This is a genomic window from Noviherbaspirillum massiliense JC206 (assembly GCF_000312045.1).
Lineage (GTDB): Bacteria > Pseudomonadota > Gammaproteobacteria > Burkholderiales > Burkholderiaceae_D > Noviherbaspirillum > Noviherbaspirillum massiliense.
This window is the reverse complement of record NZ_HE978634.1, coordinates 1,239,344-1,257,214: the sequence shown is the minus strand read 5'-3', so window position 1 is coordinate 1,257,214 and position 17,871 is coordinate 1,239,344. Positions and strand designations below refer to the sequence as shown.

The window sequence follows — 17,871 nt, the reverse complement described above, 5'->3', positions numbered from 1 at the left end:
TTACGGACATCCATGGCTATCTACCAATTGGGCGAGCACTCTCCAGACATTCATTCTTCCGCCTATGTTACCGATGCGGCAAACGTGATCGGCAAGGTGAAGATCGAAGCGAATGCCAGCATCTGGTTCAATGTGACCATCCGCGGCGACAATGAACTGATCAGCATTGGCGAAAACAGCAACATTCAGGAGGGCTGCGTGCTGCATACCGATCCGGGCTTTCCACTCACCGTGAGCAGGAACGTGACGGTAGGCCATCAGGCGATGCTGCATGGATGCACCATCGGCGAGGGTTCGCTGATCGGCATTCAGGCCATCATCCTGAATGGCGCGAAGATTGGTAAAAACTGCCTGGTCGGCGCCGGCGCGCTGGTCACCGAAGGCAAGGAATTTCCCGACAATTCCCTCATCATCGGCAGCCCTGCAAAAGCCGTTCGCACCCTGAGCGAGGAAGATATCGCCCGCATGCATGGCAACACCGGCAACTATGTCAAGCGCGGCCAGTTGTTCAAGCAGGACCTGAAGAAGATTGGTTAATGATGGATACTCTGCAAAAATTCATCTTTGAAAACGCGGCAGTGCGCGGCGAACTGGTCGAGTTGCCCGACACCTGGCGCGAAATCCAGTCGCACCACACGTATCCGAAAGCCGTAAAAACCCTGCTTGGAGAAATGCTGGCGGCAGCGGCATTGCTTTCAGCCAATCTGAAATTCAATGGTTCCATCGTCATGCAAATCCATGGCGATGGCCCGGTGCGACTGCTGGTGGTGGAATGCGATTCGGAACTGCATCTGCGCGCAACCGCAAAGCTGGCGTCCGACGCAGTGATCGGGGACGAGGACTCCCTGACCTCGCTCGTCCACGCCCATGGCCAAGGCCGCTTCGTCATCACGCTCGATCCCAAGGACAAGCTGCCGGGCCAGCAGCCTTATCAGGGCATCGTGCCACTGGACGGCGACTCGGTAGCGACGGTCATTGAAAATTACATGCTGCGCTCGGAACAGCTCGACACCCGCTTGTGGCTCGCCGCGGACCCGACCGTGGCGCGCGGCCTGCTGCTGCAGAAGCTGCCGAAGGAAGGCGGCACTGGGACATCGGTCAGCGACGACCTCGAAACCTGGAACCGCACTGTCATGCTCGGCAACACCCTGCGCAGGGAGGAACTGCTGACGACCAACGTAGATACTCTTATGCGCCGCCTCTTCTGGGAAGAAACAATCAGGGTTCTCGATGCGAAGCATCCGTCTTTCCGTTGCAGCTGCTCACGCGAGAAAGTAGCGAACATGCTTAAGATCCTGGGCCGGCAGGAAGTTGAGGCAGCTCTTGCGGAACTGGGAAAGCTGAACATTGACTGCGATTTCTGCGGCCGCCACTACGACTTCGATGCGGTCGATTGCGCGCAACTGTTTGCAACCGATACTTCAAGTGAAGGCGTACAGCCGGCAAGCCATGTCCGGCATTGATGCATGGCAGGGAGCGCTGTCCAGGACCGAGGCAGCGCCTCTCCCGGCTCCTCAGGATAGCTCAGGAGTTGCGGGCTTTACTGGCCGACGCAAGAGAATGGGCTGATGGATTAGTTGCGGGCGGCAGGCTGTGCGTCCGCCGTCATGGGCGGTTTGCCATTCCCGTCCAGTACCTGGACGAAAATCTCGTCGGCCTTGATCATCCCCAGCTCGAAGCGGGCGCGTTCCTCGACGGCCTCCGTGCCTTCCTTCAAGTCCTGCACTTCGGAATTGAGCTTGGCATTGCGCGCCTTGAGTTCCTCGTTTTTCTGCTGGGCGGCGACGACCTGGTTGTCGAGGTCCCAGACGCGCAGCCAGCCGCCCTTCCCCAGCCATAACGGATACTGGATCAGGAGCAGCAAGGCTGCGAGACTGAGGGTGATCAGGCGCATGGAACACTCTTTTCATGGACTCCAGCCTGAAGCGGGAATGCCTTCAGGCTGGAGCCGAGGCCCTTACTTCAGGTTATAGAAAGCGCCGCGGCCGGGATAGCTGGCGATATCACCGAGATCTTCCTCGATACGCAGCAATTGATTGTACTTCGCGATGCGGTCCGAGCGCGACATGGAGCCGGTCTTGATCTGCAGGGCATTGGTGCCGACTGCGATATCGGCAATCGTCGCATCTTCGGTTTCTCCGGAACGGTGCGAAATCACTGCCGTGTAGCCGGCACGCTTGGCCATCTCGATTGCAGCAAAGGTTTCGGTCAGAGTGCCGATCTGGTTGATCTTGATCAGGATCGAATTGGCAATGTTCTTCTGAATGCCTTCACGCAGGATGCGGGTGTTGGTCACGAACAGGTCGTCGCCGACCAGCTGTACTTTCTTGCCCAGCGCATTGGTCAGGGTCGCCCAGCCTTCCCAGTCATTTTCCGCCATGCCGTCCTCGATCGAGATGATCGGATACTTGTCGCACCAGGTTGCCAGCACATTGGTGAAGTCGGCCGAGGTCAACGTCAGGCCTTCGCCTTCCAGGTGGTATTTGCCGTCCTTGTAGAACTCGGATGCTGCGCAGTCCAGGCCCAGCGCAATCTGGCGGCCCGGTTCATAGCCGGCCTGCTCGATTGCCTGCAGGATCAGCTTGATCGCGGCTTCATGGTTTTCGACGGAAGGCGCAAAGCCGCCTTCATCGCCAACGGCAGTCGTCAGGCGCTTGTCGTGCAGGATCTTTTTCAGGGTATGGAACACTTCGGCACCATAGCGCACGGCTTCGCGGAAGCTCGGTGCGCCGACCGGAATGATCATGAACTCTTGCAAGTCCAGGTTATTGTCTGCGTGCGCGCCGCCGTTGATGACGTTCATCATCGGCACCGGCATCTGCATTGCGCCGGAGCCGCCGAAATAGCGGTACAGCGGCAGGCCGGATTCCTCGGCAGCTGCTTTCGCCACAGCCATGGAGACAGCCAGCGTTGCATTCGCGCCAAGGCGGCTCTTGTTTTCGGTGCCGTCTAGATCGATCAGGGTGCGGTCGAGGAAGGCTTGCTCATTCGCATCCAGCCCCATGATCGCTTCGGAAATTTCGGTATTGATGTGTTCGCATGCCTTCAGCACGCCCTTGCCGAGATAACGGCTTTTGTCCCCGTCGCGCAGCTCGATCGCCTCGCGCGAACCGGTCGAGGCGCCCGAAGGCACTGCAGCCCGGCCCATGACACCGGACTCCAGCAGCACATCGCATTCGACCGTAGGATTGCCGCGCGAATCGATTACTTCGCGCCCGATGATGTCAACAATCGCACTCATTCCATTCTCCTAAATAAAACAAATTCATTAGGGTGCGCAGGCGCATGAATTCGGCATCATCACTCAGAGCGCGAAGGCGCCCGGCGAGCCGGAACATCATTCCCGCTTACGAAAAGTCGTTTTCGGCAAAGCCTGCCTTCTTCACGACACGGTCGAGCTCCATCAGGGTCGCGAGCAGGTTTTTCATGCGCGCCAGGGGCACGGCATTCGGGCCGTCCGACATGGCTTGCGCCGGATTCGGATGGGTTTCCATGAACAGTCCGGCTACGCCTACCGCTACTGCAGCGCGTGCCAGGACAGGAACGAACTCGCGCTGCCCGCCGGAGGACGAGCCCTGCCCGCCCGGAAGCTGAACGGAATGGGTGGCATCAAACACCACCGGGCAGCCGGTCTCGCGCATGATAGCGAGCGAGCGCATGTCCGATACCAGGTTGTTGTAACCAAAGGAGGCGCCACGCTCGCAGGCCATGAAATTGTCCTGCTCGAGGCCGGCTTCCTTCGCGGCGGCACGTGCCTTGTCGATGACATTCTTCATGTCGTGCGGCGCGAGGAACTGGCCCTTCTTGATATTGACCGGCTTGCCGGACTGGGCGCAGGCGCGGATGAAATCGGTCTGGCGGCACAGGAAGGCTGGCGTTTGCAATACGTCGACCACGGCGGCAACCGGCTTGACCTCGTCGATTTCATGGATATCGGTCAGCACCGGCACGCCGATCTGCTTCTTGACCTCTGCGAGGATCTCCAGGCCCTTCTCCATGCCAAGACCGCGGAAAGAGGTTCCCGACGAACGGTTCGCCTTGTCAAAAGAGGATTTGTAGATGAAGGGGATACCGAGTTCGCCGGTCAGCTCTTTCAGAGCACCTGCCGTGTCGAGCGCCATCTGACGCGATTCGATCACGCAAGGTCCGGCGATCAGGAAAAAGGGTCGATTCAGTCCGACTTCGAAACCGCACAGCTTCATGCTGCATTCCTTTTTGAAGAGGCACGCTTGTGCTCAAGCGCCGCCTTGATGAATGAAATGAATAATGGGTGACCTTCGCGCGGAGTCGACTTGAATTCCGGATGATATTGCACGCCGACGAACCAAGGATGGGCATCCTGGCCGTTACGCGGCAGTTCCATGATTTCGCACAATCCTTCGGTCGGTGTGCGGGCGGAAACGACCAGCCCCGCCTCTTCCACGCGGCCGAGGTAATGATTGTTGGCTTCGTAGCGATGGCGATGGCGTTCGGTGACTTCGGAGCCATAGATCTCGGCTGCGATCGTGCCGGGCTTCACCGCGCAGGTCTGCGCACCCAGGCGCATGGTTCCACCCAGGTCGGAATTGGCATCGCGCTTCTCGACCTTGCCGTCATGGTTCTGCCATTCGGTGATCAAGGCCACCACCGGATGCTCGGTATCAGGATCGAATTCGGTGGAGTTCGCCTTGGCGAGCCCGGCCTTGTTGCGCGCATATTCGATCAGCGCCACCTGCATACCGAGGCAGATGCCAAGGTAAGGCAGCTTGTGCTCGCGGGCGAATCGCGCAGCGGCGATCTTGCCTTCCACGCCGCGCTTGCCGAAACCGCCGGGCACGAGGATCGCATCGTACTTCGCGAGGTTGGCCGTCCCTTTTTCCTCAATTTCTTCCGAATCGAGATATTCGATATTGACCCGGCTTCCCGTATGGATGCCGGCGTGGCGCAGTGCTTCGGTCAGGGACTTGTAGGATTCGGTCAGGTCGACGTACTTGCCGACCATGCCGATCGTAACTTCATGCTTCGGATTCTCGAGTGCGTACACCAGCTTCGTCCAGACCGACAGGTCGGCGGGCTTTGGCGACAGGCCAAGCTTTTCGCAGACGATGGCATCCAGACCCTGGTCATGCAGCATTTGCGGGATCTTGTAGATGGTGTCGGCATCCCAGACCGAGATGACGGCGTCTTCCTGCACATTCGAGAACAGCGAGATCTTGGCCCGCTCGTCGTCCGGAATGCGGCGGTCGGCGCGGCACAGCAGCGCGTCCGGGGAGATGCCGATCTCGCGCAGCTTCTGCACGCTATGCTGGGTCGGCTTGGTTTTCAGTTCGCCGGCCGAAGCAATATAAGGCACCAGCGTCAGGTGCACGAAGGCGGTCTCGTTACGCCCGGAGCGCAGGCTCAACTGGCGTGCCGCCTCGAGGAAAGGCAGCGATTCGATATCGCCGACAGTGCCGCCGATTTCCACCAGCGCGACGTCGAAACCATCCGCGCCGCGCTTGATGAAATCCTGGATTTCATTGGTGATGTGCGGGATCACCTGCACCGTCTTGCCGAGATATTCACCCCGTCTTTCCTTGCGGATGACGGATTCGTAAATCTGGCCGGTGGTGAAATTGTTAACCTTCCGCATCTTGGCGCTGATGAAGCGCTCGTAATGGCCGAGGTCGAGGTCGGTCTCCGCCCCGTCATCGGTAACGAATACCTCGCCATGCTGGAAAGGGCTCATCGTTCCCGGGTCTACGTTGATGTACGGGTCGAGCTTGATCAGGGTGACTTTGAGGCCGCGCGATTCGAGGATCGCAGCGAGGGAGGCGGCTGCGATTCCCTTGCCCAGGGAAGACACGACGCCGCCAGTGACGAATACAAACTTGGTCATTGCTGAATGTGCCGGACGGCACGTGCGGGAAATTCAAATTATACCCCAAACCGCTTTTTTTGCGATTCGCGACTTGCGCGGATTTTACCTGTTTGACATCGGGCACACATCAAACTTCATCAAGGAGTATAGGAAAACTGCAGGCGCAGAAAATTCTGCACACCTATCGAATCCGACAGGCCGCGAATTTCGTTTCCGCGCCGGACAAGCGACACCCTGGCGCCATATTTTCCGCTGCTCCATGCCATGCCGGCTTCCGCTTCTCCCACCCACCTCCGGGGGTCCACGACATGCGGGTTATTGCTTGAAAAATAGCCGCCCTGCAGGGTCGCGTCATAGGCCACGGCGCGCATGTCCGCGCGAACAAATCCGAACCAGCCGGGTCGCTCCGGCAGTACATTCAACTGTCCGGCGCGCAGCGTCAATCCGCCCGTGACATCGGTATGGATATTCCCAAAACGCCCCTCGATCCGTGGCGCGATATCCAGCCAGGATGTCGGCATCCAGCGCACGGGAGTCATCTCCGCATGCAGAATGACACCCACCTCGTTTTTCACTTGCTTGCTCCATCCCCGCGGCAGATTCTGATTGATCAGTCTGTGGAGATTGGTCTGCGTCCACTTCCCGCCAGCACATGGTCCGAGACATCCGAGGTCGACCCCGACCTTCGTATGGCTGCCGTCGGCCCCGAAGCGCTCCTTGAAGAATCCGAGGTACAACCATCCGGCATACGGATGATCGGGCGGGCCCACATCCTCGGGCGGCAGCTTGATATCCGACGGGGTGTAGAGTTCCTGGCCCACGCGCCAGCTAAAAGCGGTCGCGCCACCGGAATCCTCCAGCGTGTATTTCCTGGTGTAGCGAAAACCGCTGGTATACAAGCTGTCTTCGTTCTTGAGAGTCAGGCTGTCGTTGTCGATATCGGCGATATGGGTTTTCCTGCCTTCCGACGCAACCCTTTGGTAATCGGAATAGAGGTCGGCCAGGGGACCGGCTGCAGCATTGCAGCTAGCCGCCACAAGCACGAAACTCATCAGGTATCGGATACAGGCAAAACGCATCGGCTCTTTCATGAACGAAGCAAAGTCTGAATCATCTCATGGACCGCATCCGCGGCCTTCCCCGGAAACTCCATCGGGAACAGGTGGCCACCTTCCATCTGGCGGAAATGCCGGCCCACCAGGCGCCTGGTTGCCCCCAATCCAGCCTGGCGGCACTCCGCCGAATCCCTGCCGCCGACAAAACCGACCGGCACCGGGAAGGGTCGCCTAATCAGCGCGCCGATATGATGCGGCAAGCCGAGGTAGATCGCCGTTTCCGTTTCCCGTGTAAATCGCAGGGTCACCCCTTCCGGATGCGGGACAAGTCCGTGGTCGACGTAATCTCGCAAGACTTCTGCGGGCCAGCTCGCAAACAACGGTTTCGAAACGTAATGCTGAAAGGCAGATTCATGGTTCGGCCAAAGGTTCCTGCGCTTTGCGGAAAATCGTGCTGGCGAAAATTTCCTGTCCACGCCCACCCGCTTCGCAGCTCTCAGCAGCAGAGCCCGCCACCCCGCGACCACCGGTGCATCGAGCAGCAAGACACAGCGTACCAGTTCCGGGTGTGCCCTAGCCACCATCAGGCTCAGCATGCCGCCCATCGAATGGCCGACAAGGATGACCGGCTTGCTGTAGCGGACCCTCAATTCATCGATCAATTCCCGCTGAAGATGAGCCCAGCCGTCGGTAACCGGATAGGCGGGATTATGGCCATGCATTGGCAGCGCCTGCACATCGTAATGGCGGCGCAGATGGTTGAAAAACACCCGATAAGTCTCTGCCGGGAAACTATTGGCATGGACAAAGTGAAGCGTCGGCAGGGGGATGGCATTTTGCGGCGGCATGTGCGGCGAGCAGTCTCATTTGGAACGACCGGAATTGTAATGGGAGCGAGGCGTTCCGGGATTCGCAAAACGACCGTTTCGACAACTTGCTCTATATTTCCCTGATCTTCCTCAGAAATGCCGCGCCGCGGGCGGCAGGAGGGAGGAAAGGGTCAGCGGCCGTACCAGTAGCGCAAATGCTCCGCCCGGTATTCCTCAATCTCCATGGATGAATTGAAGCGCAGGGTGATGGCGCCCGATTCGTCGCTACGCAGGCGCCGGATGCCGAGGTCCTTGTAGCGTTCGAACACTTCCGGCTTGGGATGGCGGTAGCGGTTCCGGTAACCCACCTGGAACAAGGCGACCTCGGGCCGTACCCTGGTCAGGAAGGCCGGCGTCGAGGAGGTGCCGCTGCCATGATGCGGCGCAAGCAGCACCGACGCGCGCAACTTGGCCGGCTCGCGGCTGGCGAGTTCGTTTTCCTGCGCCGCTTCGATATCGCCGGGCAAAAGTATCGACTGTGCCCCCAGGGTGATCCTGAGGGTGCAGCTTCGGGCATTCGGTTTCCATTTGGCGTTGTCGTAGCTTGTCCCGGCAGGATGCAGCATCTCAAAACGTACCGCCTCCCATTCCCAGCTCTGCCCTGCTTCGCAGCGGCGATGATCCGGGGCCGCTTTCACAATGGAGTGTTCGCTCGGCAGCGAAGAGGAAACCCACCGGACCGCGATTTCCCTGAGTATCGAGGCAGCCCCGCCTGAGTGGTCGGTGTCGCTGTGCGAAACGATGAGGCCGTCCAGGGTGTTGATTCCACGCGACTTCAGGTAGGGAAGAATGACACGGTTGCCGCCGTCCGCCTCCGGCGAATATGCCGGCCCGGTATCGTAAAGCAGGCGATGCTGGGGCGTTTCAATGAGGAGCGCCATGCCTTGCCCGACATCGAACGCGGTGATCCACATTTCGCCCGATGCGGGATGCTGCGGAGCATTCAGCATCAGAGGCAGAAAGCCGGCCAGCCCCAGCCACCGTACCGGCCACCCCCTTGGCGCAAGCAACCACAGCGTGCCGACGAGCGCCAGCAGGAACATCCACCACGACGGAACCGGCGCCGACCACACGGCTGCCCGCAATCCGCTCAGCAGTTCCAATCCGTAAGCCAGCCATTCAATCAGCGCATGGGCCAGTCCGAGCAACCAGGCAGACAGGGGGGGCGGTGCAATGCTTCCCATCAGGGCCAGCGGGGTGGCCAGGAAACTGACCAGGGGAATGGCGAAGGCATTGGCGACCGGGCTGACCAGGGAAATCTGCCCGAACAGGAGCATCGTCAGCGGCACCAGCCCGAGGGTAACGACGTACTGGGTATGGGCGCCGGCCGTGAAGGCGCGTTTCCAGCGCTCGCTCCTTGGTGCGTCGTCCAGCGACTGCAGGTGTGCACGCCCGACCGTCGCATAGAGGATGATCCCGACCGCACCGAACGATAACCAGAATCCGGGCCACAGCACCGCCCAGGGATCGAGCAGCACGACCAGCCCCAGCGCGATGCACAGCACATGCGAAACGCTGGTGAGCCGCCCGCACCATAGTGCAACTGCAACGACGGCCAGCATGTAGAGCGTGCGTTGCGCCGGCACCCCGAACCCGGCCAGCAGCACATAGACCGTTGCGGTCAGAACCCCGGCCAGCGCTGCCGCCTTCTGCGCCGGCAGCAGCAGCGGGAGATCCGCGCGCAGAAAAAATGACCGGCGCCACAGCGCATAAATCAGCGCAGCGAACAGCCCTGCCACCATCGTGATGTGCAAGCCCGAGATCGAGACCAGATGTCCTACCCCGGTGCGAGCGAACACCTCCCAATCGGATTGGCTGACCGACTTCTGGTCGCCGATCACCAGCGCGGCGATCACACCGACATAGGGCTTGTCCGGCAGGGCTTCGAATATGCGGTCGCGCAGTGTGCCACGCCAGCGTTCCACCAGATTCCCGAAGCTGAAAACGAATGCATCCAGGCGCCGGTTTTGCCCGCTCAGTCCATCAGCAGGCCTGACATAACCGGTCGCCCGCAGGTTCTGCTCGAGCAGCCACACTTCGTAGTCGAAGCCGTTTGGATTGGCATTGCCATGCGGCCGGCGCAGGCGCACCGTCAGTTGCCAGCGTTCCCCCGGACGGACGTCACCGACCTGCTGCACTTCCTCATCGCGAAAGCCCGAATACCAGGACAATGCCAGCTTCGGCGGCACGGCTGCTTCGGCGTCCTTCGTCAGAACGCGCTCCACCGCAAAATTGAAGCGCACGCCTTGCTCGAAGCGGAAGGGCAGGCTATCGACCGTGCCGATCAACGTGATGTCACGCCCTTCCCAATCCCTCGGCAATTCCTTCGCGAGGTAATGCGCCGCAAACAGTCCTGCCCATGCGAACCCGGCCATGGAGCCCACTGCAAGCAGGAGGGAAAGGTGAACAATCGGATTTCGGGCGACTGTCAAGCAAGCGAGAAGAAGGATCGCAAGCGCAAGCAGCAGCCACAACAGGTACGAGGCCGGCAATGCCGCCAGGGTCTGCAGCAGCGCAGCGCCGACCACGAAACCGATGACCGCGCTGCGCATGAACTCAGCTCAGACTAGCAAGCCGGGGCAAGGCAGAATATGCATTGCCGGAAGTAAGCCGGGCTGCGTCATCGACGGAAATGCCACGCAGGTCGGCAAGCACCTGCCCGATGCTCGGCAGTTCCTCCGGGGCATTGCGCTGCGGATGACGCCAGGCCGGCGCAATGTCGGGCGCGTCGGTTTCCAGCACCAGTCCTTCCGCCGGCAGTTCCGCTGCCAGCCGGCGGATTTGCAGCGCCCGGGTAAAGGTCATCGCTCCGCCGAAGCCAAGCTTGAAGCTGCGAGTCAGGAATTCCTCCGCCTGCTGGAAGCTGCCGTTGAAGGCATGGGCAATACCCTTGCGCACATTGATGCGCCGCAGGTACTTGAGGATGATGTCCTGGGAACGGCGTACATGCAGCAGCACCGGTAGATCGAAATCGCGGGCGATCTTCAATTGCTCGCTGTAGAAATGCTCCTGCTTCTCGCGCAGTGCCTCGTCGCGCAGCGAGGGCACGAAGAAATCCAGGCCGATTTCCCCGATCGCGACGAAGCGCGGATCGTCCATCGCCGCCTGCACGGCGGTTCTCAGAACGGCGAGATCTTCCTCCTTTGCCTGGGGCACGAAAATCGGATGGATGCCCAGCGCGTAGACGCAATTGTCGAGTCCGGCCGCAAGCGTCGCCACGGTCGAGAAGTTGGCTCGCTCGATGGCGGGAATGACGATCCACGAAACACGCTGCTCGGCGGCACGTGCGGCAACCGCTTCCGCTTCGCCTGCGAATTCGCAGGCATCGAGGTGGCAATGGGTATCAATCCACATACGGATGCAATCCGTCCTCCGACAGGCGCAGGACTCGGTCGCAGTGCCTTGCCAGCTCGATGTCATGGGTGACGATCACGAAAGCCGTACCCAGCGTGCGCGACAGCTCGAGCATCAGGTCGAAGGTCTTGTGCGCCGTGACGCGGTCGAGATTCCCGGTGGGTTCATCGGCGAGCACGCAGGCTGGTTGTGTCACGAGCGCGCGCGCGAGTGCCACGCGCTGCCGCTCACCGCCCGAGAGCTCTCCCGGCACATGTGAAACCCGGTTTGCCAGTCCGACGCGGGACAGCACTTTCTGAGCGGCCTGCTGCGCTTCGGCCCGGCTGATCCTGCGGATCATGAGGGGCATCGCGACATTATCCAGTGCGGAAAATTCCGGCAGCAAATGATGGAACTGGTAGACGAAACCCAGCGAGGAATTCCGCAGTTCGCCGCGCGCCTTGTCGCTCAGGCTGGCGAAATCCTTGCCGTTCAGGCTGATGCTGCCCGCCGTCGGCGTGTCCAGCCCTCCAAGGAGGTGCAGCAAGGTCGACTTGCCGGAACCGGATGCGCCGACGATGGCAACCCGCTCCCCGCGGGATACGCTGAAGTCGATGCCGTTCAGGACATTGACCGCATACTTGCCCTGGGTGAAGGTTTTCTTCAGGCCGCGGCAGGACAAAACTGTTTGATCCATCATTTATTCCAAGGGTGTCTGAACGAAGGCAGGCAATGCTTCGCAATAGGCGGACAGCTTCTCCAACTTCGGGTAACGCCCCGCCGGGAATTCGGCGGCGAGCATGTACTGCGCAAAGCGCAGCACTACTGCGGTAGTGACTTCCGCCTGAGTGATCGGCCCGCCGGACAGCAGGGCCGGTTCCGGCAAGGCTTCCAGCATGGAAAAGGCGGCATGCATTTGCCCGGTGCAGCGCTCCACCCACGGCGCATAGGAATATTCTGCCGGTCGCTGCCGTGTGTCATAGACAATCTGTACCGCCTTCTCGGACGCCACCAGGGCAACGGCGCATTGCTGCTGGATCCGCATGCGTTCAGGGCCGGAAGCCGGGATCAGGCGCTTTTCCGCTGGCGTCTCGCCGTCGAGGTAGTCGAGGATGAAACTGCTGTCGACCAACTTGTCGCCGTTGTCCAGCACTAGCATCGGCACCTTGACGAGCGGATTGATCTTGCGCATCTCTTCCTGGGTGCGGAATACTGAGAGCGCGACGTGTTCGAAGCTGAAGCCCTGCAGCCGCATCGAAATGGCCACGCGCCGCACGTAGGGGGAGTCAAACAAGCCGATCAGTTTCATGGTTGCCTCTTTTCTTTTTCATTCATAACGCAAGGCTTCCGCCGGCCGCACGCCTGCCGCGCGCCAGCTTGGATACAGGGTCGCCAGGAAGGCAAGAATCACTGCCACGCCGCCGATGGTCCACACATCCGGCCAGCGCAGGTCGGATGGCAGGGCCGTGATCAGGTAAATATCCTTGGACAGGAATTGCACGCCGAACAGGTGCTCGATGAAGGGCACGATCACGTCGATGTTCAGCGCCACCAGCACTCCCAGTGCTACGCCGATGGCGGTGCCGAGCAAGCCGACCAGGGCGCCCTGGATCATGAAGATTTTCAGGATCGATCCCGGCGATGCGCCGAGCGTGCGCAGGATGGCGATATCGGCCTGCTTGTCGGTGACGGTCATCACCAGGGTGGAAACCAGGTTGAATGCAGCGACCGCGATGATCAGGGTCAGGATGATGAACATCATCCGCTTCTCTGTCTGTACCGCGGCAAACCAGGTGCGGTTTTGTTTTGACCAGTCGAGGATCAGCAGGTTACCGGACAACATATGGGACAAGTCGCGCGCCACTTCCGGCGCGCGCTGCATGTCCTGGATGCGCAGGCGCAGGCCGGAAGGCGCACTCAGCCTGAACATTTTCATTGCATCGTCGATGTGGATGAAAGCCAGGCTGGAATCGTATTCGTGGTGCCCCGCTTCAAAGATGGCGACCACGGTGAACTGCTTCAGGCGCGGTATCACACCCGCCGGGGTGATCTGGCCCTGGGGTGCGATCATCGTGACTTTGTCGCCGACATCGGCGTGCAGATCGGCGGCCAGCTCACTGCCCAGCACGATATTGAATTCGCCGGGCCGGAGCTCGCTGAAGCTGCCCGCGCGCACCTGCGACGCGACATCGGAAACCTTCGGTTCTTCCTGCGGCAGCACGCCGCGCACGATCACGCCATGCACCGTGTCGTCGCGCGTCATCATCGCCTGCCCTGCAACGTAAGGCGCCGCGCCGATCACTTCCTTGTTTTGCAAGGCCTCGCGAGCGGTTTCCTGCCAGTCGGGCAAGGCGCCGGTGGCATCGTAGATTTCGATGTGCGCCAGCACCGACAGCATGCGGTCCCGCACCTCCTTCTGAAACCCGTTCATCACGGACAGCACGACGATCAGTGCCGCCACCCCCAGGGCGATGCCGGCCATGGAAATGAGCGAAATGAAGGAAATGAAACTGTTGCGGCCGTTGCGGCGTCCGGCGCGCGTATAGCGCATGCCGACCAGCCATTCAAACGGCAAATTCTTGATCATGCTCAAGGGGAAACTCCTGAAAGCGTTGCCTGCAATCTCGATCCCGCATGCACAATCATGCAAGAGGCCTCGTAGCGCCGGGATGCTGGCTTGGCAGGGCGACAGGCGACGCGGATGCCTGATAGATTCAATGGCAACATGCAAATGAAGCCCGCAGTTTGCCATATGCCATACAATCGCGCCATGAGTCAGCTTGATATCCTTGTCCCCTTCAGCCTCCCCCCGGAGGAAATGTCGGCCGATCTGTTGAGGGAATTGAAAGCGCCCGCCCTTGCAGGCCTTCTTGCGCGGGCAACCCCGGGCCGCAATCCCTCTGCAGGCGAACGCCTGGACCCGTTCGCCCCCGCCCTTCCTCATGAAGCCTGGCTTGCGCATCAGTTCGGCTTCGGCACTAGCCTCGCGGCCGAAAACAGCCCGCCGATCGCACCGGATTTCATGCTGTCGCTTGGGCTGGCGCGGGAAACCGGCAACTGGTTCGTGCTGCAACCGGTGCATTTTTTCATCGCCCGTGACCACCTGGTCCTGACTGACCCGAGGCAGCTGGAATTGGCTGAGGATGAATCGCGCGCCCTGTTCGAGGTGGCAAGGATGCTGTTCGAAGAGGATGACAAGACTTTGCTCTTTGGTAATGCCGGCACCTGGTTCGTGCATGCCGACAGCTGGAGCCAGTTGCGTACCAGTACGCCGGATGCCGCCTGCGGCCATAACATCGATATCTGGATGCCCAAGGGCGAAGGCGAGCGCAGCTGGCGCAAGATCCAGAACGAAGTGCAAATGCACTGGTTCACGCATCCGGTCAACGCGGAGCGCGAGGCGAAAGGCCAAAAGCCGGTGAACTCGATATGGATCTGGGGCGGCGCATCGCCGGCTACTGGCCATGCGCGCAGCGCTTATTCCGCCGTATTTGGACTAAGCGGCTGGGCGAGCGCGCTCGCCCAGCATGCGAGCAAGACTGCTGCGCATGCCAGCGCAGGCGAAGTTATTGCTGCCAGGCCGGAGCGCGGACTGGTCTTGCTGGACGAGCTGATCGAACCGGCATTGGCAAACGACTGGTCGCGATGGCTGGGTACTTTTCAGCAGCTGGAAAAGGACTGGTTCGTGCCGCAGCTGGAAGCGCTGCAGTCGGGGAAAATCGACCGCGTGTCACTGATCCTCACGCATAATTCCCGCTTGTCCACTTTCACCGCATCCAGGCTCTCCCTGCGAAAATTCTGGATCAAGCCATCTCTCGCCCGCTTATGTCCGTAACCCGCATTACCACTCGCTCCTATTCTTTCCGCGCTGCCGAAATGCTGCGCCAGCAAGGGGTGCACCCGGTACTGGCGCGCCTGTACGCCGCGCGCGGTCTGGCCGATGCGCAGGACCTTGCCAGCGAGCTGAATGCGCTTGCCGCACCTTCCGGGCTGTTGCATGTCGATGCTGCCGCTTCCTTTCTTGCCGACGCCATTTCCGCCGGAAAGAAAATGGTGGTGGTCGCCGATTACGACGCCGACGGTGCTACCGCCTGTGCAGTCGCTCTGCGCGGCCTGCGGGCCCTGGGCGCACAAGTCGATTTCATCGTGCCCAACCGCTTCGAGTACGGCTACGGCCTGACGCCTGAAATCGTCGACCTCACTGCTCGGGAAAAATCACCGGACATCATCGTTACCGTCGACAATGGCATCGCCAGCATCGACGGCGTGGCGGAAGCAAACCGGCGCGGCATCGAAGTCGTGGTCACCGATCACCACCTGCCGGCGGACACCCTGCCCGCGGCACGGGTCATCGTCAACCCCAACCAGCCGGCCTGCGGCTTCCCGAGCAAGAATCTGGCCGGTGTCGGCGTGATGTTCTATGTGCTGCTGGCGCTGCGCGCCGAAATGCGCAGGCGCGGCGTGTTCGATGCGCAGACCCAGCCCAAGCTCGATGTCCTGCTCGATCTGGTGGCGCTCGGCACCGTCGCGGACGTGGTCAAGCTCGACGCCAACAACCGCATCCTGGTGGCCCAGGGATTGAAGCGCATGCGAGCCGGGCGCATGCATGCGGGCATTGCTGCCCTGTTCCGTGCCGCCGGGCGGGAAGCGCGGCGTGCGACGCCCTTCGATCTCGGCTTTGCTCTTGGCCCGCGCCTGAATGCCGCCGGCCGGCTGGCCGACATGTCACTTGGCATCGAATGCCTGACCACCGATGACGAAGGCCGGGCCTGGGTCATTGCGCAGCAGCTCGATGCCATCAACCGCGAGCGGCGCGACATCGAGGCCGGAATGCAGGACACTGCCCTCGCCCTGCTCGACCGCTTCAGCCCGCAGGACAAGGCGACCATCAGCGTCTTTGACGAAAGCTGGCACCAGGGCGTGATCGGCATTGTGGCTTCGCGCCTGAAGGAAAAGTTCTACCGGCCGACCATCACCTTTGCACCGGCAGGCGACGGCCTGATCAAGGGGTCCGGACGCTCGATCGCGGGCTTCCACCTGCGCGATGCCCTGGATCTGGTGTCCAAGCAAGCACCTGCGTTGATCGAGAAATTCGGCGGCCATGCGATGGCAGCCGGGCTGACGATCCGGGCGGACGCCTTCGAGGCCTTCGAAGCGGCATTCGAAGTGGTCGGCAAGACCTGGCTGACGCAAAGCCAGCTGGAACGGGTGATCGAAACCGACGGCGCGCTGGAAGATGCCTATTTCACACCGCAATTCATTGAATTGATGGATGCGCAAGTCTGGGGCCAGGGTTTTCCGCCGCCGGTGTTCTGCGACGAATTCCGGGTGCTGAACCAGCGTATCTTGAAAGAGCGGCATCTGAAACTTTTGCTGGAAAAGGATGGCCGCCGCTACGACGCCATCTGGTTCGGCCACGTGGACAACCTGCCCGAGCGGGCTCTCGTCGCCTACCGCCTGGATGCCAATGAATTCAACGGCGTGACGCGCGTGCAGTTGCTGGTTGAACATGTCCAGCCGGCGTAAGTCATCGCACCGGAACATTGAAAGCCGGACAAGCAAGGCTTTGGAACTGCAGGGATAGCGGGCCGTCCGTCGGGTATAATGTAAGGTTTGATTTTGGACAGAATTCACCATGGAAGCAGAACGTCTCAATGCCCTCTCCGCCCTGCTCGACGACCTGAGCACCCGCGAGTCCGAACTACGGAGGTATCTTTGACTTCGATGTGAAGTCGGAGAAACTGGAACAGGTCAACGCCGAGCTGGAAGATCCCAACGTCTGGAACGACCCGAAGCGCGCCCAAGACCTGGGCAAGGAAAAGAAATCGCTGGAAGCGATCGTCCACACCCTCACCAGGATCGATACCGACCTGCGCGATGCCAGGGACTTGTTCGACATGGCGCGCGAAGAGCAGGATGAAGACACCCTGCATGCGATCGAGGGCGACGCAGAGGAACTCAAGAAGCTGGTCGAAGGCATGGAATTCCGCCGGATGTTTGCCAATCCGATGGACCCGAACAATTGCTTCATCGATATCCAGGCTGGCGCCGGCGGTACCGAAGCCCAGGACTGGGCTTCGATGCTGCTGCGCCAGTATCTGCGCTACTGCGAGCGCAAGGGCTTCAAGGCCGAGATCCTGGAAATCTCGGAAGGTGAAGTTGCCGGCATCAAGACTGCGACGGTCAAGGTCGAGGGCGAATATGCCTACGGCTTCCTGCGCACCGAATCCGGAGTGCATCGCCTCGTGCGCAAATCGCCGTTCGACTCCGCCAACGGCCGCCATACCTCGTTCTCCAGCGTCTTCGTCTACCCGGAAGTGGACGAGTCGATCGAGATCGAGATCAACCCGGCTGATGTCCGCACCGATACCTTCCGTGCATCCGGCGCCGGCGGACAGCACATCAACAAGACCGACTCGGCGGTGCGCCTGACGCACGTCCCTTCGGGCATCGTCGTGCAATGCCAGAATGACCGCAGCCAGCACCGCAACCGGGCCGAGGCATGGGCAATGCTCAAGTCACGCCTGTACGAACTTGAGTTGCGCAAGCGTATGGCCGAACAGCAGAAGATGGAAGATGCCAAGACCGATATCGGCTGGGGCCACCAGATTCGCTCCTATGTGCTTGACCAGTCGCGCATCAAGGACTTGCGCACCAATTACGAAGTTGGCAACACCAAGGCCGTGCTGGACGGCGACCTGGACGACTTCATCGCCGCCTCGCTCAAGCAGGGCGTATAAGCACGCAACGCCATTCCTTATAAAAACGTTTTATC

General features: G+C 60.6%; 16 protein-coding genes. 5 read left to right on the top strand and 11 right to left on the bottom strand.

The window, feature by feature from the left end:
- The first annotated feature begins 12 nt into the window (after positions 1-12).
- Together HGHM_RS06310 and hslO are read left to right on the top strand one after the other, a co-directional pair.
- Positions 13-537, top strand: a complete 525-nt coding sequence (locus HGHM_RS06310) for a gamma carbonic anhydrase family protein (protein ID WP_019140670.1) — start codon at positions 13-15, stop codon at positions 535-537.
- Positions 537-1,463 carry an Hsp33 family molecular chaperone HslO gene (hslO, locus tag HGHM_RS06305; protein WP_019140669.1) on the top strand — a complete coding sequence of 309 codons (927 nt, stop codon included), beginning with the start codon at positions 537-539 and terminating at the stop codon, positions 1,461-1,463. Before HGHM_RS06310 ends, hslO begins: the two co-directional genes overlap by 1 nt.
- A 110-nt stretch (positions 1,464-1,573) precedes the next feature.
- Here hslO and ftsB read toward each other — a convergent pair whose 3' ends face one another.
- The 11 genes from ftsB to HGHM_RS06250 all read right to left on the bottom strand — a co-directional run bounded on the left by ftsB (position 1,574) and on the right by HGHM_RS06250 (position 13,689).
- Positions 1,574-1,894 carry a cell division protein FtsB gene (gene ftsB, locus HGHM_RS20840; protein ID WP_019140668.1) on the bottom strand — a complete coding sequence of 107 codons (321 nt, stop codon included), beginning with the start codon at positions 1,892-1,894 and terminating at the stop codon, positions 1,574-1,576.
- A 63-nt stretch (positions 1,895-1,957) separates the two neighbouring features.
- Positions 1,958-3,241: a phosphopyruvate hydratase gene (eno, locus tag HGHM_RS06295; RefSeq protein ID WP_019140667.1), complete on the bottom strand. Its 1,284-nt coding sequence runs from the start codon at positions 3,239-3,241 to the stop codon at positions 1,958-1,960.
- Positions 3,242-3,347: 106 nt separating this feature from the next.
- A complete protein-coding gene (gene kdsA / locus HGHM_RS06290; RefSeq protein ID WP_019140666.1) occupies positions 3,348-4,202 on the bottom strand; it encodes a 3-deoxy-8-phosphooctulonate synthase in 855 nt (284 codons plus the stop codon).
- A complete protein-coding gene (locus tag HGHM_RS06285) occupies positions 4,199-5,857 on the bottom strand; it encodes a CTP synthase (RefSeq protein WP_019140665.1) in 1,659 nt (552 codons plus the stop codon). Before HGHM_RS06285 ends, kdsA begins: the two co-directional genes overlap by 4 nt.
- A 119-nt stretch (positions 5,858-5,976) precedes the next feature.
- The gene (locus HGHM_RS06280; protein ID WP_019140664.1) at positions 5,977-6,891 is read right to left on the bottom strand and encodes a lipid A deacylase LpxR family protein; all 915 of its coding nucleotides are present in this window, start codon (positions 6,889-6,891) and stop codon (positions 5,977-5,979) included.
- Positions 6,892-6,926: 35 nt separating this feature from the next.
- On the bottom strand, positions 6,927-7,742 hold the full coding sequence (locus HGHM_RS06275) for an alpha/beta fold hydrolase (protein ID WP_019140663.1): 816 nt from the start codon (positions 7,740-7,742) through the stop codon (positions 6,927-6,929).
- Between the two features lie 152 nt (positions 7,743-7,894).
- A complete protein-coding gene (locus tag HGHM_RS06270; protein WP_019140662.1) occupies positions 7,895-10,315 on the bottom strand; it encodes a DNA internalization-related competence protein ComEC/Rec2 in 2,421 nt (806 codons plus the stop codon).
- Between the two features lie 4 nt (positions 10,316-10,319).
- Entirely contained in the window at positions 10,320-11,117 is a 798-nt protein-coding gene (locus HGHM_RS06265) for a TatD family hydrolase (protein WP_019140661.1), read from the bottom strand.
- Positions 11,107-11,793 carry a lipoprotein-releasing ABC transporter ATP-binding protein LolD gene (lolD, locus tag HGHM_RS06260; RefSeq protein ID WP_407635406.1) on the bottom strand — a complete coding sequence of 229 codons (687 nt, stop codon included), beginning with the start codon at positions 11,791-11,793 and terminating at the stop codon, positions 11,107-11,109. Before lolD ends, HGHM_RS06265 begins: the two co-directional genes overlap by 11 nt.
- A gap of 3 nt (positions 11,794-11,796) precedes the next feature.
- The gene (locus HGHM_RS06255; protein ID WP_019140659.1) at positions 11,797-12,405 is read right to left on the bottom strand and encodes a glutathione S-transferase family protein; all 609 of its coding nucleotides are present in this window, start codon (positions 12,403-12,405) and stop codon (positions 11,797-11,799) included.
- 18 nt (positions 12,406-12,423) lie between these two features.
- Positions 12,424-13,689 carry a lipoprotein-releasing ABC transporter permease subunit gene (locus HGHM_RS06250; protein WP_026075751.1) on the bottom strand — a complete coding sequence of 422 codons (1,266 nt, stop codon included), beginning with the start codon at positions 13,687-13,689 and terminating at the stop codon, positions 12,424-12,426.
- A gap of 177 nt (positions 13,690-13,866) precedes the next feature.
- Between HGHM_RS06250 and HGHM_RS06245 the strand changes: the two genes are divergently transcribed.
- From HGHM_RS06245 to prfB, 3 genes are all read left to right on the top strand, one after another.
- Positions 13,867-14,931: a hypothetical protein gene (locus tag HGHM_RS06245; RefSeq protein ID WP_019140657.1), complete on the top strand. Its 1,065-nt coding sequence runs from the start codon at positions 13,867-13,869 to the stop codon at positions 14,929-14,931.
- Positions 14,922-16,622: a single-stranded-DNA-specific exonuclease RecJ gene (gene recJ / locus HGHM_RS06240; RefSeq protein ID WP_019140656.1), complete on the top strand. Its 1,701-nt coding sequence runs from the start codon at positions 14,922-14,924 to the stop codon at positions 16,620-16,622. The genes HGHM_RS06245 and recJ overlap by 10 nt, the downstream gene beginning before the upstream one ends.
- Before the next feature lie 109 nt (positions 16,623-16,731).
- A protein-coding gene (prfB, locus tag HGHM_RS06235; RefSeq protein ID WP_148415408.1) for a peptide chain release factor 2 occupies positions 16,732-17,836 on the top strand; the annotation gives its coding sequence in 2 pieces (ribosomal slippage) (positions 16,732-16,812 and positions 16,814-17,836; 1,104 coding nt in all).
- Positions 17,837-17,871: the final 35 nt, after the last annotated feature.